The sequence below is a fragment of the Bradyrhizobium sp. USDA 4461 genome (assembly GCF_054055655.1).
The window spans coordinates 6418116-6438717 of record NZ_JBSRXM010000001.1 but is presented as its reverse complement, the minus strand read 5'-3'; the positions used below and the strand labels follow the sequence as shown (position 1 = coordinate 6438717).

The 20602-nt window shown below is 65.9% G+C and carries 19 protein-coding genes and 1 pseudogene; 13 read left to right on the top strand and 7 right to left on the bottom strand.

Translation table 11 applies throughout. The features are described 5' to 3' along the window. Positions 1-68 precede the first annotated feature (68 nt). The gene (locus tag ACVINW_RS30270) at positions 69-635 is read left to right on the top strand and encodes a helix-turn-helix domain-containing protein (protein ID WP_456754648.1); all 567 of its coding nucleotides are present in this window, start codon (positions 69-71) and stop codon (positions 633-635) included. A 3-nt stretch (positions 636-638) separates the two neighbouring features. After that, positions 639-1169, top strand: coding sequence for a GNAT family N-acetyltransferase (locus ACVINW_RS30265; RefSeq protein WP_456754647.1), 531 nt, complete (start codon positions 639-641; stop codon positions 1167-1169). 112 nt (positions 1170-1281) lie between these two features. Here ACVINW_RS30265 and tpiA read toward each other — a convergent pair whose 3' ends face one another. After that, positions 1282-2034, bottom strand: a complete 753-nt coding sequence (gene tpiA / locus ACVINW_RS30260; protein WP_456754646.1) for a triose-phosphate isomerase — start codon at positions 2032-2034, stop codon at positions 1282-1284. 314 nt (positions 2035-2348) lie between these two features. Here tpiA and ACVINW_RS30255 point away from each other — a divergent pair, with 314 nt between their 5' ends. The 5 genes from ACVINW_RS30255 to ACVINW_RS30235 all read left to right on the top strand — a co-directional run bounded on the left by ACVINW_RS30255 (position 2349) and on the right by ACVINW_RS30235 (position 9708). Beyond that, positions 2349-4250 (top strand): peptidyl-prolyl cis-trans isomerase, encoded by a 1902-nt coding sequence (locus ACVINW_RS30255; protein WP_456754645.1) that lies wholly within the window; start codon positions 2349-2351, stop codon positions 4248-4250. Positions 4251-4320: 70 nt separating this feature from the next. Continuing rightward, positions 4321-5334 (top strand): anthranilate phosphoribosyltransferase, encoded by a 1014-nt coding sequence (gene trpD, locus ACVINW_RS30250; RefSeq protein WP_456754644.1) that lies wholly within the window; start codon positions 4321-4323, stop codon positions 5332-5334. Positions 5335-5399: 65 nt separating this feature from the next. Next, positions 5400-6221: an indole-3-glycerol phosphate synthase TrpC gene (gene trpC / locus ACVINW_RS30245; RefSeq protein ID WP_456754643.1), complete on the top strand. Its 822-nt coding sequence runs from the start codon at positions 5400-5402 to the stop codon at positions 6219-6221. Between the two features lie 4 nt (positions 6222-6225). Next, positions 6226-6783 carry a cyclic pyranopterin monophosphate synthase MoaC gene (gene moaC / locus ACVINW_RS30240; RefSeq protein WP_456754642.1) on the top strand — a complete coding sequence of 186 codons (558 nt, stop codon included), beginning with the start codon at positions 6226-6228 and terminating at the stop codon, positions 6781-6783. Between the two features lie 192 nt (positions 6784-6975). Then, positions 6976-9708, top strand: coding sequence for a bifunctional diguanylate cyclase/phosphodiesterase (locus tag ACVINW_RS30235; RefSeq protein WP_456754641.1), 2733 nt, complete (start codon positions 6976-6978; stop codon positions 9706-9708). 129 nt (positions 9709-9837) lie between these two features. Here ACVINW_RS30235 and ACVINW_RS30230 read toward each other — a convergent pair whose 3' ends face one another. Then, a complete protein-coding gene (locus ACVINW_RS30230; RefSeq protein ID WP_456754640.1) occupies positions 9838-10017 on the bottom strand; it encodes a hypothetical protein in 180 nt (59 codons plus the stop codon). 104 nt (positions 10018-10121) lie between these two features. On the opposite strand from ACVINW_RS30230, the gene ACVINW_RS30225 reads away from it, so the two are divergent. The 3 genes from ACVINW_RS30225 (at position 10122) to ACVINW_RS30215 (ending at position 11568) form a co-directional block, all read left to right on the top strand. Continuing rightward, positions 10122-10571 (top strand): transposase, encoded by a 450-nt coding sequence (locus ACVINW_RS30225; protein WP_456754639.1) that lies wholly within the window; start codon positions 10122-10124, stop codon positions 10569-10571. Positions 10572-10903: 332 nt separating this feature from the next. Then, positions 10904-11155 carry a hypothetical protein gene (locus ACVINW_RS30220; protein WP_456754638.1) on the top strand — a complete coding sequence of 84 codons (252 nt, stop codon included), beginning with the start codon at positions 10904-10906 and terminating at the stop codon, positions 11153-11155. Then, positions 11155-11568 carry an Imm70 family immunity protein gene (locus ACVINW_RS30215; RefSeq protein WP_456754637.1) on the top strand — a complete coding sequence of 138 codons (414 nt, stop codon included), beginning with the start codon at positions 11155-11157 and terminating at the stop codon, positions 11566-11568. Before ACVINW_RS30220 ends, ACVINW_RS30215 begins: the two co-directional genes overlap by 1 nt. A gap of 438 nt (positions 11569-12006) precedes the next feature. Here ACVINW_RS30215 and ACVINW_RS30210 read toward each other — a convergent pair whose 3' ends face one another. Both ACVINW_RS30210 and ACVINW_RS30205 read right to left on the bottom strand, forming a co-directional pair. Beyond that, entirely contained in the window at positions 12007-13365 is a 1359-nt protein-coding gene (locus ACVINW_RS30210) for a S41 family peptidase (RefSeq protein WP_456754636.1), read from the bottom strand. Positions 13366-13551: 186 nt separating this feature from the next. Further along, a complete protein-coding gene (locus ACVINW_RS30205; protein WP_456754635.1) occupies positions 13552-14739 on the bottom strand; it encodes an NADH:flavin oxidoreductase/NADH oxidase in 1188 nt (395 codons plus the stop codon). Positions 14740-15189: 450 nt separating this feature from the next. Here ACVINW_RS30205 and ACVINW_RS30200 point away from each other — a divergent pair. Then, positions 15190-15375 (top strand): annotated as a pseudogene (locus tag ACVINW_RS30200) (hypothetical protein); the annotation flags it as partial. A gap of 89 nt (positions 15376-15464) precedes the next feature. Here ACVINW_RS30200 and ACVINW_RS30195 read toward each other — a convergent pair. The 3 genes from ACVINW_RS30195 to ACVINW_RS30185 form a co-directional block, all read right to left on the bottom strand. Further along, positions 15465-15614, bottom strand: a complete 150-nt coding sequence (locus tag ACVINW_RS30195; RefSeq protein ID WP_456754634.1) for a hypothetical protein — start codon at positions 15612-15614, stop codon at positions 15465-15467. 546 nt (positions 15615-16160) lie between these two features. Beyond that, entirely contained in the window at positions 16161-17072 is a 912-nt protein-coding gene (locus ACVINW_RS30190; protein ID WP_456754633.1) for an amino acid ABC transporter substrate-binding protein, read from the bottom strand. A gap of 80 nt (positions 17073-17152) precedes the next feature. Continuing rightward, the gene (locus ACVINW_RS30185; RefSeq protein ID WP_456754632.1) at positions 17153-18121 is read right to left on the bottom strand and encodes a DUF2380 domain-containing protein; all 969 of its coding nucleotides are present in this window, start codon (positions 18119-18121) and stop codon (positions 17153-17155) included. Between the two features lie 240 nt (positions 18122-18361). Here ACVINW_RS30185 and ACVINW_RS30180 point away from each other — a divergent pair, with 240 nt between their 5' ends. Next, complete coding sequence (locus ACVINW_RS30180; RefSeq protein WP_456754631.1) at positions 18362-19780, top strand: histidine kinase; 1419 nt, start codon at positions 18362-18364, stop codon at positions 19778-19780. Further along, positions 19777-20439, top strand: coding sequence for a response regulator (locus tag ACVINW_RS30175; protein ID WP_456754630.1), 663 nt, complete (start codon positions 19777-19779; stop codon positions 20437-20439). Before ACVINW_RS30180 ends, ACVINW_RS30175 begins: the two co-directional genes overlap by 4 nt. Positions 20440-20602: the final 163 nt, after the last annotated feature.

Below are 20602 nucleotides of genomic sequence, written 5' to 3'. Positions count from 1 at the left end.
ACAAGCAGCACAGACGGCGCCCGCCGGGGCCCTTGATCGGAACCGGTCAATTCCACTATGATCGACGTATGGATACTTTAGTAGACAACCTGAGCCAGCGCCTGGCGCAGCGGATCCGGCTCGAGCGGGATGGCCGCGGCTGGTCGCTGGCCGAGCTTGCCGAACGCGCCGGCGTCTCGAAAGCGACGATCAGCAAGATCGAGCGCGCCGAGGTCAGCCCGACTGCGGTCGTGCTGGTGCGGCTCGCCTCGGCGTTCGACCTCACGCTGGCCGGCCTGATGCTGCGCGCCGAGGGCGAGGGCGAACGGTTGTCGCGCGCCGCCACCCAGCCGCTGTGGCGCGATCCGGAAACCGGCTATCTGCGCCGCCAGGTGTTCAGCCGTCCCGACCATCCGGTCGAGCTGGTGCGGGTCGAGCTGCCGCCGAAGCAATCCGTCACCCTGCCCGCCTCGTCCTACGCGCATATCCGCCAGCTGGTCTGGGTCTTGAGCGGCAGCCTCGTGATCACCGAAGGCGGCGCGCGTCAGGTGCTCGCGAGCGGCGATTGCTTCGGCTTCGGCCCGCCGGCGGAAACCACCTTCGCCAACGAGACCAACACCGGGTGCACCTATGTGGTCGCCCTGGCCCGGAGCTGACGCATGCCGCAGTTTTCGATCAAGCCGCTCGCCGACGGGCCCGGGATTCGCAGCGCGCTCAGCGGGCTGTTGATCGAGACCGTCGCCAGCGGCGGCTCCGTGAGCTTCATGCATCCGCTATCGCCGGGCGATGCCAATGCGTTCTGGCAGGACTCGCTCGGCGCTGCCGCGCGCGGCGAGCGCATCGTGCTCGGGGCATTCGAGGGCGACGATCTGATCGCGACCGTGACGCTGCTGCTCAAGCTGCCGCCGAACCAGCCGCATCGGGCGGAAATTGCAAAAATGATGACGCGGCCCAGCCACCGCAACCGCGGCGTCGCGACCGCATTGCTGCGCACGGCCGAGCGGCTCGCGATCGAGCACGGACGCACGCTGCTGGTGCTCGACACCGCGGTCGACGACGGCGCCGCGCCGCTCTACGAGCGATCGGGCTTTCAGCTCAGCGGCATCATCCCGGACTACGCGCTGAAGCCGCATGGCGGGCTCACGGGGACGATGATCTACTGGAAGCGGATCGGCGCTGCTGCAACCTAGCCCGAGGCGTCATTGCGAGGAGCGAAGCGACGAAGCAATCCATCGATCCACATATGCGGTGAAATGGATTGCTTCGCTTCGCTCGCAATGACGTGGGTGGAGCGCCGTCCGCCTAACACCCCGCGGCGATGGCCAGGAAGTCGGAGGCCTTCAGGCTGGCGCCGCCGACCAGCGCGCCGTTGACGTTGGCGACGGCCATCAGCTCGGCCGCGTTCGACGGCTTCACCGAGCCGCCATAGAGGATCCTGATCCTGTTTCCCTCGGCCTTGAAGCGATCGGTGAGCTGACCGCGGATAAACCGATGAACGTCCTCGACATCTTTGGCGGTCGGGGTCAGGCCGGTGCCGATCGCCCAGACCGGCTCATAGGCCACCACCAGGTTGGCCGCGGTCGAGCCGTCGGGCAGCGAGCCCGCAAGTTGGGTGCCGCAGACATCAAGCGTCTTGCCGGCATCGCGCTGCTCGCGGGTCTCACCGATGCAGACGATCGCGGTCAGTCCGGCGCGCCAGACGGCCTCCGCCTTCTGCCGAATCAAGGCGTCGGACTCGCCATGGTCGGCGCGCCGCTCGGAATGGCCGACGATGATGGCGACCGCGCCGAGATCCTTGAACATCTCCGCCGAGAGATCGCCGGTGTGGGCGCCCGACGGCTTCGGATGGCAATCCTGGGCGCCGACGGCAACCTTCGAGCCGCGTGCCTTGTCGGCGAACGCCCCGACCAACGTCGCCGGCGGACAGACCAGCAGGTCGGCCTTCCCTGCGACGTCGCCGGCGCCGGCCAGCATCGCGTCAAATTCGGCAAAGGAGGATTTCAGGCCGTTCATTTTCCAGTTGCCGGCGATCAGCGGCCGGATGGCGTCGGTCATGTCGGATTTTCCCATCTTCGAAGCGTCGTCAGCGCTATCAGAGCCAGGCGGCGACTTCCAGAGCGCGGCTTGGCTCCCGTTGCGCGGCGTGCAGAGCGTTTTCGAGCGAAGCGGGCACCGGTTCGCGTGAAGAAAACGCGTCCGAACAAGAGCCTACCCGCTTCAATCCGCCCCCTCACCCATGGTTGCGGGGGGGCTTCGGCCACTTTATAAGCGTTTTCAATTCGGTGACGCCCTGCTGCCGGACCAAAAGTCCCGACTTTCGGTCCCATTTGGGCGCGACCGGTTCCCCTCCTGTAAAACAAGTTGGACCCATGCTTCGAGGAATGCGGAAAGCCTCATCAAACTGGCTCGGCAAGACGATTATGGCCGTGGTGATGGGCGTTTTGATCGTCAGTTTCGGGATCTGGGGCATCGCCGACATTTTCAAGGGGTTTGGCCAGTCGACCTTCGCCAAGGTCGGCGGGACCGAGATTTCGGCCGAGCAGTTCCGCCAGATCTATACCGACCGGTTGCAGCAGCTTGGCCGCCAGTTCGGCCGTCCGCTGACCCCGGACCAGGCCCGCGCCTTCGGCATTGACCGCCAGGTGCTGCAGCAGACGCTCGCGGAAGCAGCCCTCGACGAGGAGGCGCGCCGCATGGGTCTCAATCAGTCCGACGCCGAGGTGCTGCGCACGATCTACAACGATCCGAACTTCAAGGGCCTCAACGGCCAGTTCGATCCGCAGCGCTTCCAGGCCGTGATCCGCAATTTCGGCTACACCGAAGGCCGCTACATCGCCGAGCAGCGCCGCGTCGGGCTCAGGCGGCAGATCGCCGGCACCGTCTCGTCCGGGATCGAGCCGACCAAATCGATGGTCGAGGCGCTGACCCGCTTCCAGAACGAGCAGCGCTCGATCGATTTCGTCACGCTCGGTGCCGCACAGGCCGGCACCATCGATCCACCCTCGCCCGAGGCGCTCGCTGCCTATTTCGAGGACCACAAGGTCCAGTTCCGCGCGCCCGAATACCGCAAGATCGCCTTCGTCGCGATCACGCCCGAGGAAATCGGCAAGTGGGAAACGGTGTCGGATGAGGATGCGAAGAAGCTGTTCGAGGAGCGCAAGGACCGGCTCAGCAAACCGGAGAAGCGCGAGGTCTCGCAGATCGTGTTCCCGGACGCCGGCGAGGCGCAGGCCGCCCGCGCGCGCATCGCCTCGGGCACCTCGTTCGACGACATCGCCAAGGAGCGCAACCTCAACCCGGCCGACGTCAATCTCGGCCTGGTCGCGAAGTCGGCGATCCTTGACCCCGCGGTCGGCGATGCCGCCTTCGCGCTGCCGGCAGGCGACGTCAGCCAGCCGGTGCAGGGCCGCTTCGGCATCGCGCTGGTCAAGGTCGGCAAGATCGAGCCGGGCGTGACCCCGACCTATGAGAGCATGGCGCAGCAGGTGAAGAGCGAGATCGCCGCCGAGCGCGCCCGCACCAAGGTCGCCGAGCTGCGCGACAAGATGGAAGACGAGCGCGGCGGCGGCTCCAGCGTCATCGATGCGGCGCAGAAGCTGAAACTGGCCGCTGTCACGATCGACGCGGTCGACCGCTCGGGACGTCTGCCGAACGGCCAGGTCGCGACCAACATTCCGCGCGGCCTCGACGTGGTATCGCAGGCCTTCAACAGCGACGTCGGCGTCGACAACGACCCGATCTCGTTCAACAACGGCTATGTCTGGTACGACGTGCTCGGCATCACGCCGTCGCGCGAGCGTACCCTCGACGAGGTGCGCGACCAGGTCGAGGCCAAATGGCGCGAGGACCAGATATCTGCCAAGCTGCGCGCCAAGGCGACCGAGATCGTGCAGAAGCTCGACGGCGGCGCCAAGCTCGCCGACGAGGCGGCTGCGGCCGGCGTCAAGGTCGAGACCGCGGCGAACTTCCGCCGCGAGGCAACGCCGCCCAACGTGCCGGCCGGCGTGATCGCGGCCGCGTTCCGCACCGCCAAAGACGGCGACGGCCAGACCTCGGTCGCCGGCGGCAGCCAGTGGGTGGTGTTCCGCGTCACCGACGTTACGGTGCCGCCGGTCGACTTCGCCTCCAACGAGGTCAAGCAGCTCACCGAGGCGTTGAAGCGCTCGCTGAGCGACGAGCAGGTCGCGCAATATGTCAGCAAGATCGAGTCTGACATCGGCGTGATCGTCAACGAGGCAGCCTTCGCACAGGTGACAGGCGCGAATAATTGAGCATGATCCGGACAGCGCGACGGCGCGCTGTCCGGAGATCAAGCTCCAACAACAGACCCTGAGCCAGCGAATGGACGACCTGAAATCGATCATCGGAAAAGTCGCCACCGGCGCCACGCTGACGCGTGAGGAAGCGGCATCCGCCTTCGACAGCATGATGTCGGGCGACGCCACGCCGTCGCAGATGGGCGGGCTGTTGATGGCGCTGCGGGTGCGCGGCGAGACCGTCGAGGAGATCACCGGCGCGGTGAGCGCGATGCGCGGCAAGATGCTGCCGGTCAAGGCGCCGGCCGAGGCGGTCGACATCGTCGGCACCGGCGGCGACGGCTCCGGCTCGGTCAACGTGTCGACCTGCGCGGCCTTCATCGTCGCCGGCGCCGGCATCCCCGTCGCCAAGCATGGCAACCGCGCGCTGTCGTCGCGCTCCGGCTCGGCCGACGTGCTGGCCTCGCTCGGCGTCAAGATCGACCTGACGCCCGAACAGGTCGGGCGCTGCGTCAAGGAGGCCGGCATCGGCTTCATGTTCGCGCCCGCGCATCATCCGGCGATGAAGAATGTCGGCCCGACCCGGGTCGAGCTCGCCACCCGCACCATCTTCAACCTGCTCGGGCCGCTGTCGAACCCGGCGGGCGTCAAGCGGCAGATGGTCGGCGTGTTCTCCCGGCAATGGGTGCAGCCGCTGGCGCAGGTCTTGAAGAACCTCGGCTCCGACAAGGTCTGGGTCGTGCACGGCTCCGACGGCCTCGACGAGATCACCCTCACCGGCCCGACCTTCGTTGCCACGCTCGAGAACGGCGAGATCAGGACGTCGGAAGTCACCCCCGAGGACGCCGGCCTCGGCCGCGTCGGCGGCGAGGCGCTGAAGGGCGGCGATGCCGATGCCAATGCGATCGCGCTCTCCAGCGTGCTGAACGGTAAGCCGAGCGCCTATCGCGACGTCGCCTTGCTCAACGCCGCCGCGGCGCTGATCGTGGCCGGCCGCGCCAAGGACCTCAGGGAAGGCGTGGCGATCGGCGCGCAGTCGCTCGACAGCGGCGCTGCCGCGGCGCGGCTTAAGCACCTGGTCGCAGTTTCCAACGGGTGAGCATGATCCGAAAAAGTGGGAACCGGTTTTTCGAATCAGATCATGCGCAAGCAAGGCGTTGAGTCATGTCCGACATCCTGACCAAGATCGAGGCTTACAAGCGCGAGGAAATCGCCGCTGCAAAGCGCGCGTGTCCGCTCGCCGAGGTCGAGGCGCAGGCCAAATCGGCCTCGGCCCCGCGCGGCTTCGTCCGCGCGCTCAGGGACAAGCACGCACGCGGCGACTACGCGCTGATCGCGGAAGTGAAGAAGGCCTCGCCTTCGAAAGGGCTGATCCGTGCTGACTTCGATCCGCCTGATCTCGCGAAGGCCTATGAAGCCGGCGGCGCGGCGTGCCTGTCGGTGTTAACAGATGCGCCCTCGTTCCAGGGCCATCTCGACTTCATGGTCGCAGCCCGCGCGGCGACCAATCTGCCGGTGCTGCGCAAGGATTTCATGTTCGACACCTATCAGGTCGCGGAAGCGCGCGCCCATGGCGCCGACTGCATCCTGATCATCATGGCCGCACTCGACGACGCCGCGGCCGGGGAGCTCGAGGACGCCGCGATCTCCTACGGGATGGACGTCCTGATCGAGATCCACGACCGCGCCGAGCTCGACCGCGCCTTGAAACTTCGCTCGCCGATGATCGGCGTCAACAACCGCAATCTGCGCACCTTCGAGACCACGCTCGCGACCAGCGAGGCGCTGGCGCCGCTGATCCCGCGCGACCGCCTGATGGTCGGCGAGAGCGGCATCTTCACGCCGGACGATCTCGCCCGCCTCGAGCGCGTGGGGATGTCGACCTTCCTGGTCGGCGAGAGCCTGATGCGCCAGCAGGACGTCACGGCGGCGACCCGGACCCTGCTGACGCGGCCGACCGCGCCCCGCGCCTCCGGCACGCGCTGACGCGATGGCGCGGAAGACCAAAGCCAAGAGCAAGGCTGCAAGCAAGGTTGCGAGCAAGGCTGTGACCAAGGCCGAGCCGACCGGCACGGCCCTCACCCATATCGACGCCAAGGGTGAGGCGCGCATGGTCGACGTCTCGGCCAAGCCCGCGACCGAACGGACCGCCGTCGCCGAAGGCCGCGTCCTGATGAGCAAGGCCACGCTCGTGCTGATCGAGCAAGGCCGGGCCAAGAAAGGCGACGTGCTGGCGACCGCACGGATATCGGGCATCATGGCGGCGAAGCGGACCTCCGAATTGATCCCGCTCTGCCACCCGCTGGCGCTGAGCAAGGTCACGATCGACATCGCAACCGACGCCAAGCTGCCCGGCTGCATCGTCCGCGCCAGCGTCAAGGTGACCGGGCCGACCGGCGTCGAGATGGAGGCGCTGACCGCGGTCTCGGTCGCCTGCCTGACGATCTACGACATGATCAAGGCGGTCGAGCGCGGCGTGCGCATCGAAGGCATCCATCTGATCGAGAAGATCGGCGGCAAGTCCGGGCACTACCGCGCGGGTGAGTGACCGCGCGCGCGGTCACCTCAATGAACCGCGGATCGAATGGACGGTGCCGGGCAGCTTGGCTGTCGACGCAAGGCAACCGCTCGTTAGCCAATCTCGCTAACTAGCGCTCCATTTCGTTTGGATACGACTTTCGCGGGCCGGAGGTGCATGAAAGCTACTTCCGGGTGAAACGCGGGGATCCGATTGCGTCAGATGAATCCAAACGGCAGCGCGTCATTCAATATCACCTCGGTGATCGGCAGCGGTCCGATCCGCTGGCTGATCCTTGGCGGCGCCGTGCTGATGGCCGCGATCGCGATCGGCGCGACCCTGATGGCGGAGAATTTCCGCGAGCGCGCGTTGCACAACAGCGAGCGCGAACTCGAGAACACCGTGCTGCTGCTGGCGCGGCATTTCGACCAGCAGCTCGATGATCTCGAGGTGGTGCAGCGCGACCTGATCGCGTTCATGCGCGATAACGGGATCGCGACGCCGGAGAATTACAAGCGGCGGATGTCGGCCGCCGACATCCATGCGATGCTCAAGTCCAAGATGGAGGCGCTGTCCAATGTCGGCAGCCTCAACGTGTTCGACGCCGACGGCGCGCTGATCAACAGCTCGGGCGCCTGGCCGCTGCCGCAGGTCAACATCGCCGACCGCAGCTACTTCCAGATCTTCAAATCGAGCCCCTATTCGCCCGACATGCAGGTCGCGCCGGTGGTCAGCCGCGTCAACGGCGGCTGGACCACGGTCATCGTCCGCAAGGTCACCGGTCCGCATGGCGAATTCCTCGGCGTGGTCGGCCGCGGCATCGAGCCGGCGACCTTCGAGAAATTCTTTGCAACCGTTGCGCTCGGCGAAGGTGCCGCGATCTCGATGCACCATCGCGACGGCACGCTGCTGGCGCGCTATCCGCATGTCGAGGAGCTGATCGGGAAGAATTTCCGCAGCGGCCCCGCCAACCAGCAGCAGGTGTTCGAGCTGCCGGCGAGCACCACACGGTTGCCCAGCCCGGTCGACGGCAAGGACCGACTGTTGTCGTCGCGGGCGTTGACCAAATTCCCGATCGTCGTGGTCGCGACAACCACCACGGAAGCGGCGCTCGCCAATTGGCGCGAGCAGATCGGCATCCTGATCGCGGTGACCAGCATCTCCGTGCTGGCGATCGCGATCCTGCTGACGCTCGTGGTGCGCAAGCTGGTGCAGCAGCATCGCGCCCAGCAGCAGCGCCTGACCCTGGAGAAGCTCCGGCTCGACACCGCCGTCAACAACATGACCCAGGGCCTGCTGCTGTTCGATGCCGCCCAGCGCCTGGTGATCTGCAACAAGCGCTATATCGAGATGTACGCCCTCTCCGCCGATATCATCAAGCCCGGTTGCAGCTTCCGCGACGTCATCGTGCACCGCCATTTGACCGGCTCGTTCCAGGGCGATGTCGAACGTTACGTCAGCCTCGTGCTGCGCGACGTCGGCGTTCGCAACACCATGGTGATCACGACGCCCGACGGGCGCTCGATCCAGGTCGTCAACGAGCCGCTCGCCGACGGCGGCTGGCTTGCCACCCACGAGGATGTCACCGAGCGCCGCCGCGCCGAGGAACGGATCACGCACCTTGCCCACTACGATGCGCTCACCGACCTGCCGAACCGCGCCCTGTTCCACGAGGAGATCAAGCGCGAGCTATCGCATGTCACATCAGACAGCCAGCTTGCCGTGCTCTATATCGACATCGACGAGTTCAAGGGCGTCAACGATTCGCTCGGCCACATGGTCGGCGACGAGCTGCTCAAGTCCGTTGCCAGGACGCTGAGCGGCGTGATCGGCGGCGGCGATTTCGTCGCCCGCCTCGGCGGCGACGAATTCGCGATCGTGCAGACCGGCGTGAAGAGCGAGATCGAGGTCACCGACCTCATCGCGCGCATCTACGAGGCGATCCGCTCGCCCTATCAATGCCTCGGCCACCAGGTCACGACCGACGCCAGCATCGGAATCGCGATGGCGCCGAAGGACGGCACCGATCTCGACCAGATCATGAAGAACGCCGACCTCGCGATGTATGCAGCCAAATCGGCCGGCCGGCGCGTCGCGCGCTTCTTCGAGCCGGCGATGGACGCCGACGCCCGCGCCCGCCGCGAGCTCGAGATGGAGCTGCGGCAGATCATCGCGGCCGGCAGCGGGCTCGACGTGTATTACCAGCCCTGCGTCGACCTGCGCAGCAACGAGATCACCGGCTGCGAGGCGCTGGTGCGCTGGCGTCATCCGCTGCGCGGCATGATCTCGCCGGCCGAGTTCGTGCCGATCGCCGAGGAGACCGGGCTGATCAACCAGCTCGGCGAATGGGTGCTGATGACGGCCTGCAAGGAGGCCGTGAACTGGCCCGACCACATCAGGCTCGCCGTCAACGTCTCGCCGGTCCAGTTCAAGAGCGGCACGCTGGCGCTCAAGGTGATCGCGGCGCTTGCGGCGTCGGGCCTGTCAGCCGGCCGGCTCGAGCTCGAGATCACCGAGGCGGTGCTGATCCGCGACGACGAGACCGCGCTCGCCGCGCTGCATCAGCTCCGCGCCATCGGCATCCGGATCGCGCTCGACGATTTCGGCACCGGCTATTCGTCGCTGAGCTATCTGAAGCGCTTCCCGTTCGACAAGATCAAGATCGACCGCTGCTTCGTCACCGACATCGCCGACCCCCAGGGCTCGGCCGGCATCGTCGAGGCCGTCGTCAACATCGCCGCCGAGCGCAGCATGACCACGACCGCGGAAGGCGTCGAGACCGCCCAGCAGCAGCAATTGCTGCGCGAGCTCGGCTGCTCGGAAATGCAGGGCTATCTGTTCAGTCCGCCGAAGCCGGCGGTGCAGATCCGCGAGCTGCTGGCCGGGCACCGCCACGGCCCCGCGGCGGGTGCGGGCGCCACACGCCGGCGCAAACCTGTCGCCGGCGCGGCGTAGGCTTCGCTACATAGGACTCGTCATGCCCGGGCTTGTCCCGGGCATCCACGTCTAATGCATCCGCTTCGGGAAAGTCGTGGATGGCCGGGCCAAGCCCGGCCATGACGTGTAGAAAGGTTCGTCTACTAACTAGTTCGGCACCGGCCGCTTCTGCGCGGCCTTGGTGTCGGCGTTCTTGGCGTCGGCGTTGACGGTGACGCCGCGCAACTGGTTGAAGGCCGCGGCCAGCGCCTTGTCGTTCTTCTCGTCCGGCGGGACGTAGGACTGCGAGCCGGACTGAATTACGGTGACAGTGCATTTAATTGGCACGTCCCGGCGTGCACCATGCGGCATGGCTCGCCTTGCCCGTGTCGTGATCCCCGGTTGCCCCCACCATGTCACGCAGCGTGGCAATGGACGCGCGCAGACCTTCTTTGGCGACAACGACTGCGCTCTATCGCGACCTGCTCGCCGCCCATTGCGCCGCGGCCGGGGTCGAGGTGTGGGCGTGGTGCCTGATGCCGAACCACGTTCACCTCATCCTGGTGCCGTCCGATCCCGACGGGCTGCGCCGCGCACTGGCGCGCGTGCATCGCATCTATGCCGGCACGATCCAGGCGCGGCGCAAACGCACCGGTCATTTCTGGCAGGGCCGGTTCGGCGCCGTCGCGATGGACGAGCCGCATTTCGCGGCGGCGCTGCGCTATGTGTCACTCAATCCCGTGCGGGCGCGTTTGGTGCAGCGTGCGCAGGACTGGCGCTGGTCGAGCACGCGGGCGCATTTGCGCGGCAAGGACGACGGCATCACGGCGCTGGCGCCGGTGCGCGATCGCTTTCCGGATTTCGCCGATCCTGGCATGCGAACCGGAGGCGGATCTGTTTGAGAGGCTACGCGCCGCGGAGAGCATCGGGCGGCCGCTCGGTGACGAGCGTTTCCTTGCCCGCATCGAGCGCAAGACGGGCCGCATTCTCAAACCAGGCAAACGCGGGCCTAAGGCGTCTGTGGAGCAGCACGATTGAGCGCGTGTTAAGTGCACTGTCACCGTAATTGCTCTGCGCTGAATTCAACCTATCAACTCAGACTTCAGACGTACTACTCTGTTGTAACCAATCAACCGTTTACCGTATATACCAGCCGTCCCATTGGGACTGTATTAGCCGACTATTTCGTCCGATGGGGCGTGCGTACGGCACCGATTCGCTGAGGAGCCTAGCGATGGAGTACAAGTTCACCCGCCATCAAGTGCCGAGGAAAGCTCGACCAGACGCTGAAGCGGCGGGTAAGATCTACCTAATCAAGAACGTCAAGGAACTCCGCGCGACGTATCAAGTACGCCTACTTGCGTTCAACGCGTCGACGACCGGGAGGAAGCTGATTCTGAAACTGCCGAAGAAATCCCGGTTGGCTCCATCCCTGAAGGAATTAATACGCGACCTGCCAAATGTCATTAAGCGGGAACCTCTTTGATGGGCCTTTATCTTTGTGTTTTTGCCGATGACGAAGACATCGCGGGTGTCGAAGTTGGCTCCTACGCCGATTTTGATTTTTTTCGAAGCTATGTGGTCAACGAGCTGGAAGGTGGCAAAGCAGGAACCAGATTTCCAACGCTGATCTTGCATTCGGATTGCGATGGAGAATGGAACGTTCTGGAGTGCAAGAAGCTCGCGGACGAACTGGATGCGGTTGCGGAAGATGCGAGACAGCGACCGGCTGTGGCGTTTCCGTCGGAATGGCAACGGACGGTTGCCAGATCGATAGGTCTTGCGCCGAGAAATGCATTAGAATCGTTCATTGATGTTGACGGAGAGCTCCTAGTCGAGAGAATGCGAGGATTGGTTGATGTTGCACTAGAGCGGCAATTGCCGATCCTCTTCCAGTAGATGCCTCGACGTCATGTTCCGCGCCGATATCCGCGATGTTGCGGACGCTGCGGACGCTGCGGCGCTGGCTCGACAGGCAGCCGAGATTATAGAGCCGCATAATCCGGAATTACGGTGACAGTGCACTCAATTGAGGACCACGCGCTGACGTGCACCATGCGGCCCGTGTCGTGTCCGCGGTTGCTCCCACCACGTCACAAAGCGTTGCAATGGCCGCGCGCAGACCTTCTTTGGCGATGGCGGCTATGCGCTTTATCGAGCGCCAGCCGCCATCGGCTCCTTTGCATGGGGTTGTTTTCCATATTTTGGCAGCACACCCCTGCGACGGCAGCTGCGCAACGCGCGCCCGATGACAGGCTCGGCGCAATCCGGGACCTCGCCTCCGGGAGACCGGTCCCGGATTTCGCTTCGCTCCATCCGGGCTACACAGCTCAGCGCCTAGTTCGGCACCGGCCGCTTCTGCGCGGCCTTGGTGTCGGCGTTCTTGGCGTCGGCGTTGACGGTGACGCCGCGCAGCTGGTTGAAGGCCGCGGCCAGCGCCTTGTCGTTCTTCTCGTCCGGCGGGACGTAGGACTGCGAGCCGGTCTGCTCGGCGCCCTCGGCCGAGAGATGGCCGCGCATCGAGGCCTCGCCCTTGATCTCCGAGCGGGTCTTGAACTCGTCCGGCACCTCCTGCAGCACCTCGATGTCGGGCTTGATGCCGAGCGCCTGGATCGAATGGCCCGACGGCGTGAAATAGCGCGCCGTGGTCAGCGCCAGCGCGCCGTTGCCGGTGCCGAGCGGGATGATGGTCTGCACCGAGCCTTTGCCGAACGAGCGGGTGCCGATCAGGGTCGCGCGCTTGTGGTCGTGCAGCGCGCCGGCGACGATCTCGGAGGCCGAGGCCGAGCCGCCGTTGATCAGCACCACCAGCGGCTTGCCCTTGGTCATGTCGCCGCCATGGGCGGTGAAGCGCTGGGTCTCTTCCGGATTGCGGCCGCGGGTGGAGACCACCTCGCCGCGCTGCATCAGGGTCGAGGTCACCGACACCGCCTGGTCGAGCAGGCCGCCCGGATTGTTGCGCAGGTCGATGACATAGCCGTCGAGCTTGTCCTGCGGCACCTGCTTCTGGATATCCGTGATCGCCTTGCGCAATCCGTCGGTGGTCTGCTCGTTGAACGAGGTGATCCGGATATAGCCGATGTCGTTGCCCTCGACGTGATACTTCACCGGGCGGACGCGGATGATCTCGCGGGTGATCGAGAGCTCGATCGGCTTGTCGGCGTCCTTGCGCACGATCTTCAGCCGGATCGAGCTGTTGGGCGCGCCCTTCATCTTGTTGACGGCCTGATCGAGTGTCATGCCCTGGATCTGGTCGTCGTCGATCGAGGTGATCACGTCGCCCGACATGATGCCGGCGCGCGAGGCCGGGGTGTCGTCGATCGGCGCCACCACCTTGACGAAGCCGTCCTCCATCGTGACCTCGATGCCGAGCCCGCCGAACTCGCCATGCGTGGTCTCCTGCATCTCCGCCCAGCCCTTCTCGTTCATGTAGCGGGAGTGCGGATCGAGCGAGGAGATCATGCCGTTGATCGCCCCTTCGACGAGCTTGGAGTCCTCGGGCTTCTCGACGTAGTCGGTCTTGACCTTCTCGAACACCTCGCCGAACAGGTTGAGCTGCGAATAGGTGTTGGAGTTGTCGGAATGCGCGGCGGCATTGGCGACGGCGAACAGATGCGCCCCCTGCGGCGAGGCCACGAGCAGGGTGAGACACGCTCCCGCAACCGTCCCGAGGAAGAAGCCAACATGTTTGCGCATTATCCGTGATCCCTTCGCTATCGGCCGGCAACGTTTCGCAACATTCGGCCCGCCTCACCCCGACGCGGGGCACCACACAACGGCTTTTTGGTCGGATCAAGGCCGCTTCGTCACCGGACCATTACGGTCCTGTCACGAGGCCCCGATCGGCGCCAAATCAGCACTTAGTCAGGCACTTGGCCGGCCTCAAGTCAGCTCCCGGTCGGCCTCTGGGCCAGTTTCCAGCAATCCGTTCTGCCAGGTCGATGGCCGGGTGCCGAATCCGCGCTTGGCCCTGGTGCCTAACCAATAGCCAAACTGCGGAGGAACATTGCGAAATGGCCCTTCAACCCCGAGTTTCAATGCCGCATCCATCGGCCAGTTGGGGTTATTGAGGATTTCCCGGCCGACCGCGATCAAATCTGCTTGTTTGTCACGCAGGATCCGCTCGGCCTGGTCACCATGAATGATCAAGCCGACCGCCATGGTCATGATATCGGCGTGGGTGCGGACATATTCCGCCAGCGGCACCTGATAGTTGTATTTGATCTCCTTGCCCAGGATCGGCGCCATCTCGCTGATTCCGCCCGACGAGCAGTCAATCACATCGACGCCCCCAAGCTTGAGGATGCCCGCCAGCCGGGCGCTCTGCTCCGGACCCCAGCCGGCATTGTCCTCGACCGACAGCCGCACGAACAGCGGCTTGTGCTCCGGCCAGTGCGCGCGCACGGCCTCCGTCACCTCGATCAGGAAGCGCATCCGGTTCGATTCGGTGCCGCCATATGCGTCACTGCGCTGGTTCGAACGCTCCGAGAGGAATTCATGCACGAGATAGCCGTGGGCGCCGTGCAATTCCAGCACCTCGAACCCGGCTTCATGGGCGCGCCGCGCCGCCTGCCCCCAGGCCGCGACGAGGTCTTTCACCTCGTGCGTTTCCAGCGCCCGCGGCACCGGCCAGCGCTCGCTATGGGCGATCGCGCTCGGCGCCACCGGCGTCCAGGCATCCCAATCCTCGATCGCCGCAGAGCGTTCGAGCGGACGGTCGCCCTCCCAGGGCCGGCTCGCACGCGCCTTGCGGCCGGAATGGCCGAGCTGGATGCCGGCGACCGCGTTCTGCTGCTTGATGAAGCCCGCGAGGCGGCTGAGCGGGGCGATGAACTTGTCGTCCCAGATGCCGAGATCGCCGACCGTGCCGCAACCGCGGCGCTCGACCTTGGTCGATTCGACGATCACGAGACCGGCGCCGCCGGCGGCGAACTTGCCGGCATTCATCAGGTGCCAGTCGGTCGGGAAACCCTTCTCGGCCGAATATTGATGCATCGGCGGCACCACGATGCGGTTCTTCAGCGTGACGCCGCGGATGGTGATCGGCGAAAACAGCAGCGTCTCGGACATCGCTTCCTCATTTGACGGGCACGCCCCGGTGCGGCCGGGTCGATCTTGTATGTGCCGCCGACGATATACGCGCTGCGCTGGGGCCGATAGGGGCCGGCGGAGCACGCGGAAGCAGCCATTGTCCCACCGATGCAGCGCGGGCTCGTCGGCAATCGTGTGTTCCATCGCGACAAATTCCTCCGCGCACAGGAAATGATCGTCGCGAAACGTGTTGTCCCCGGCAACCCAGGGAGGACTCTCATGAGGACCAGCACGATCGCGCTGCTCATCGCAGCCACCATGGCAACGGCGCCGTTCGCGGCCGCGCAGAACCTGCAAAACGAGGCCGACAAGGGCGCCAAGACGCGCAACTCCGGTGAATCCGGCTATGTCGGCGACCAGCAGCGTCCCGGAGCGGCCGCCACGCCTCCGGGCCGCCCCGATGCCACGACGGGTTCCACGGACGCCGCGACATCTCCGAGCGCCCAGAATTCCGGCACCGGCATCAGCGGGGCGCCGGGCAACAAGAACGGACCGGCGGCTCACGACCAGAGCACGGTTGGCTCAAGCTCGCAAAACCTGCACGTCCGGGAGCAGGATCCGTCAAACGTCAAGGGATTGCCCGGCAACAAGAGCGGTCCGCCGGCAAAACGCTGAGCGAGTGACGTTGAGGTCAACCGGAGCGGCGCGGCGCGAGACGTCACTCGCGCGACGCTGGTGAGCCGTCTTGTTATTGAGCCGTCTTGCTACTGAGCGGTCTTGCGGATTGCGGAGACGTCGGTCGGGCAGCCGGCTCCGCAATCGACCGATCTCTTCTGATCGGCAACGCGCCACACCAGCAACGCGACCAGGACAATGACGGTGACGGTGAGCTTGGCCAATGCGTCGTGATTCAATGTCGGCTCCGAACAACAATCGGCATCAAGGAAAGAAACCCGCTGCAAACATAGGTCGGCACCGACGGCGATCGGTCCCGCTCGAGTCGCATTCGACACGAGTTGATTGACGTCATCATGATACGGTCCTGGCGCGGCCTGCAACCGTCCCGCTCCGCATGGCAGCACGGCATCGAGGCCCGCAGCAGTTCCTTCAGTCCCAGTGCTTACGTCGCAAAGCAGCGAAGGTCCACGCGCAGCTGAGTTGGTTGACCGGAAGCCCTTAGCCCATATGGGCTAGGTTCGCGGCAAAGTCGTCGCTGCGACGCGCGAACTCGTCCAGAATGTCCTGCAGCGGCCGAAGTATATGAGACGCTATTTCGTTTTTCGCCGCGGGCGCGAAAAGCCGTTCCAAATATCCATGGCTTGACGCGGAAAACCATTCCAACGACGAAATGTAGCCCGGATGGGCGAAAGCGAAATCCGGGGCCGCTCCATCGACTCAACCTGGGCCTTACCCCGCATGTCGCGGAGCGCGCGTTCGCGCGACCCGTTGGCTCATGCGGGTTACTTCGCAACCTCATACACATCCGGATCGTAGCTCGAATTCGGATGGGCGAACGCGTGGCGCAGTGCGGGCGACATCGGCACGTTGTAATTGATGCCTTTCGGCGGCGTCGGCTGCTCCAGCCACTTGCTGTACATCACCCCGATCTGCGGGCTCTGGTAGAGCTCCGCGGTGGCGCGGTCGGCGAGCGCCTTGAACGGCGCGTCCTCCCGGCGCAGCATGATGCCGAACGGCTCTGCCTTCGAGAACGCCTCTTCGCTGATCATGTAGAGCGCAGGCTCTTTCGACCGCGCGATCGCGACCGCGAGCTGGACGTCGTCGAGCGCATAGGCCTGGGCGCGATCGGTCTCCAGCATCAGGAACGCCTCGGCCTGGTCCTTGGCCGGCAGCACGTTGATGCCGAGCTTGCGCTCGGTATTGACCTTGATGAGCTGCGTGAGGTTGACCGAGCCCGCCACGGCGGTGACCGACTTGCCCTTGAGATCGTCGATCCCGTTGATCCCGGCCGATTTCTTGGCGGCAAAGCGCGTCGCGCTCAGGAAGTGGGTGTTGGTGAAGGTCACCTGCTTCTGGCGCTCGGCGCTGTTGGTGGTCGCCGAGCAGTGCAGATCGAGCGTGCCGTTGACCATCAGCGGGATGCGATTGGACGAGGTCACCGGCAGATAGTCGACGGCGATATCGGGCATGCCGAGCTGCTGCTTCACCGCGTCGACGATCTTCAGGCAGATATCGAGCGCAAAGCCGATCGGCCGCGCATTGTCGTCGAGATAGCTGAACGGAACCGAAGCTTCCTGAAAGCCGAGCGTGATCTTCTTGGTCTCCTTGATCTTCTGCAGCGTGCCCGACAGCTCCTCGGCCGCCGCAGGGCTTGCGGCGAGCGTGAGAGCGAAAAGGACGGCGGGCAAACGCATCTTGCGGCTCCTGTGCGGGGATCAGGCGGTCCTGATAGCGCACAGATGAGCCGGGAACCAGATAACGCTGTGTCTAGCAGCTATCGCAGTTTGCGATGGTCGGTCGGCCTACCGCTGCGCGCCACCGCCAGCAGGCGGTCGCCGATCAGATGCACCGCGCCGCGGGTCCAGGAATAATCGGCGCCCATCCGCAGGCCGCTGTCGCCACGCGCGACGACCGCGCCGCTGCGGGCATCGCGCACCTGGAAGCCGACCGTGTATTCGGTCCGGCTGACCCGCCTGATCACGCCGATCAGCGATTGATCGGCGCCGAGTTGTTGCGCAATCGCCGCCTCGCAACCGTCGCAGTCGCGCAGCGCGCGCGCCTTGACCGGCTCGGCGGTCACCGCGCCGGTGTCGACCAGGCGGTAGCGCCCGGATTGCGCAATGCGGTCGCGCACGCCCTTCGTCACCTCGGCAAGAGTGGCCAGGTCGGAGCCGGCAAGCCCGGCGACCGGTGTCGCGGAAGTATCCTCGAGCTCGAACTCGAACACCGCAAGCCCGGTCGGTGCCGCAGCGGCAGCCGCGTCCGGCGGCAGCGCCGCCGCGAGGGCGTCGCGCACCTCGCGCGACACGAACATCGCGGCGTGGTCCCACGCCTCATCGGTGTCGCCACGGAACGTATAGAGCTTCTCGTACAGCACCTGGCTCGCGCTGACGTCGATCACCGCGACCTTGGCCCATTGGACCAACGTGCTCATCTTCTGCACGCCGCCGATCACCTTGATCCGGGCCTCGCCCGCGGGCGCCGTGGGCGCGACCAGCCGATAGCGCGGCTCCGCGGCAACATCGGCGCGCAGCTTCTGCACCAGTGCCTCGAGCCGCTTCTGGTGCGCGGCGGCCTGGTCGATCACCTCGCCCGACGTATCGAGATAGCTGAAATCGTCGATGCTGACGCCGAGCGGGAACGCCGCCGCCGCCGCTGCGGCGGTGCCGGCGCGCAGCGGACAGATTCCGGCCAGCAGGCCGATCAGGGTAACGGAGAGCAAGACGAGGCGGGACTGGCGCATGGTCGGTGGCCTTTCAGCTGTTGGTGCGGGCGGCTCGCTCGCAGCCTAGGCCGGCGAGCCTCCGTGCCGCAGCGGCGCACCTCCCGGCCGACGCCGGGAAAATTTCACGACGACGATCCGCGGCCGAAGAACGCCCATGGCGGCGCTTCTCGGCGCTTCCGTTCTGCCGTTTAATATGCGGGACGGCCCTGCCCGCGACCGAGCGCCAAGGGCCGTCTGCGACCCCTTGAGGATGCGCCGATGTGGATTTGGTCCGGAAGCGATCTGAAGCTGCGGCTGATGCTGCGTGTGGCCGCGGTGACGGCGCTCTGCTTTGCCGCCATCGCCGGCTACTTCCTGATCGAGTCCGATCGCGCGGTGCGCGCCAGGATCGCGGCCATTGCCGACGTCACCGCCAAGACGCTGGAGTTGCAGCAGAGCAAGATCCAGTGGCTGAACAACCCCCGCGCTGAATTCCCCGATCTCGACAGCGTTGCCGGCTCGGTCATGGCGCCCGGCCTGTGCCTGGCCTTTCGCAGCACCAGCGGCGAGATCAGCCAGCGCTTCTGCGGCGGGGCGCAGACCGATGCGGCCGCGCCGCCGCAGGTCTTCGCGGCGCTCTATCGCCGCCTGTTCGATCCCGGCCGCGAAGCCGTCCGCCCGGTGGTTTCGCGCGGCCAGGCGATCGGCCAAGTGATCGGTGAGGCCGTGGTCTGGGTCGATCCGGCGGTGCTGACCGCCGAGGCCTGGCACGATGCCGGCCGCCTGATGGCGGCGCTGCTGATCGCACTGCCGCTGCTCTGCGCGCTGGTCTATGCGGCGCTGGCGCGTGCGCTGCGTCCGACGCGTTTGATCCGCGACGGGCTCGAGCGGATCGCCAGAGGCGACCTCGCCGCGCGCCTGCCGCCATTCGACCTCGCCGAACTGTCGGCGATCGGCGACGTCTTCAACCAGCTCGCCGAACGCCTCGCCACCGCGCTCTCCGAGCGCAGCGCGCTGACGCAAAAACTGATCCTGGTGCAGGACGAGGAGCGCCGGCACCTCGCGCGCGAGCTGCATGACGAATTCGGGCAATCGCTGGCCGCGATCCGCGCGCTCGCCGCCTCGGCGCGCCTGACCGCGGTTCAGGATTGTCCGCCTTTGCTCGCCGAATGCGACGGCATCGCACGGACCGCGACCGACATGATGGAGACGTTGCGCGGCGCCCTGTTCCGGTTACGCCCGCCCGATGTCGACGAACTCGGACTTGCGGCGAGCCTCGAGGGCCTGATCGCCGGCTGGAACGGCCGCAGCCGGGGAGCGCCGCAATTCGAGATCGCCATGGCGGGATCGCTCGAGCGCATTCCCACCTCGGTCAGCGCCAATCTCTACCGCATCGTCCAGGAAGCGCTCACCAACGCGGCCAAGCACGCCGGCGCCACCCGCGTGACGCTGCGGCTTCAGATGCGCGAGGCCGCGCCAGGCCATGCCGGCGAAATCGCGCTGGCGATCGAGGATGACGGCCGGCCCGGCGATTCCCCGATCAAGTCCGGCATGGGCCTGCTCGGCATGCGCGAACGGGTCGCTGCGCTGGGCGGACGGCTGAGCTTTGAGACCGGACAGCCCGCTGGCTCTTCGCTCCGCGTCACCGTTCCCGTCGCAGCCGGTCCGGGCGTCGCTCCGGTGGAATACGCGGCATGAGCAATACAGCGCGAACCATCATGCTGGTCGACGACCATGCCGTCGTGCGCGAGGGCTACCGGTCGATGCTGCAGAAGCAGCCGGGCCTCCGTGTCGTCGCCGAAGCCTCCGGCGGCGCCGAGGCCTATCGTCTCTACAAGGAGACCGGGCCCGACCTCGTGATCATGGACCTGTCGATGCCCGGCATCGGCGGCATCGAAGCCATCCGGCGCCTCCGGCAATGGGACAAGCACGCAAAAATCCTGGTGTTCACCATGCACCAGAACGCGGCCTTCGCCGTGCAGGCGATCCGCGCCGGCGCCAGCGGCTACGTCACCAAGACCAGCCCGCCGGAGACGCTGGTGCACGCCGTGATGGATGCGCTGTCCGGCAAGATCGCGATCAGTCCTGACATCGACCACCAACTCGCGCTCAGCCGCCTCGCCGGCGAGACCGCCGCCGCCGACCTCTTGACTGCGCGCGAGTTCGAGGTGCTGCGCATGTTGCTCGCGGAGAAAACCACCGAGGAGATCGCCGGGGCGCTGCACCTCAGTCCCAAGACGGTCGCCAACCTGCATTCCCTGGTCAAGGACAAGCTCGGCGTCGGCACCGATATCGAGCTGGTCCGCCTCGCGCTGCGGCAGGGCATCCTGACGCGGATCGATCTGGGCGAGTGCTGAGCCCGGTTGGTTGTGCCTGGGCCGTTCGACCAGCGACAGAGCGCGTCCTCATCTGGAACGCGGCTCCCATCCCGGTTGTTGTATGTCATCGTCGGCAATGACCTTCGGGCGCCGGTTGCGCCCGCGCCCTCCGAAGCAGCCGGACCTCCCTGATCGTCCTGGC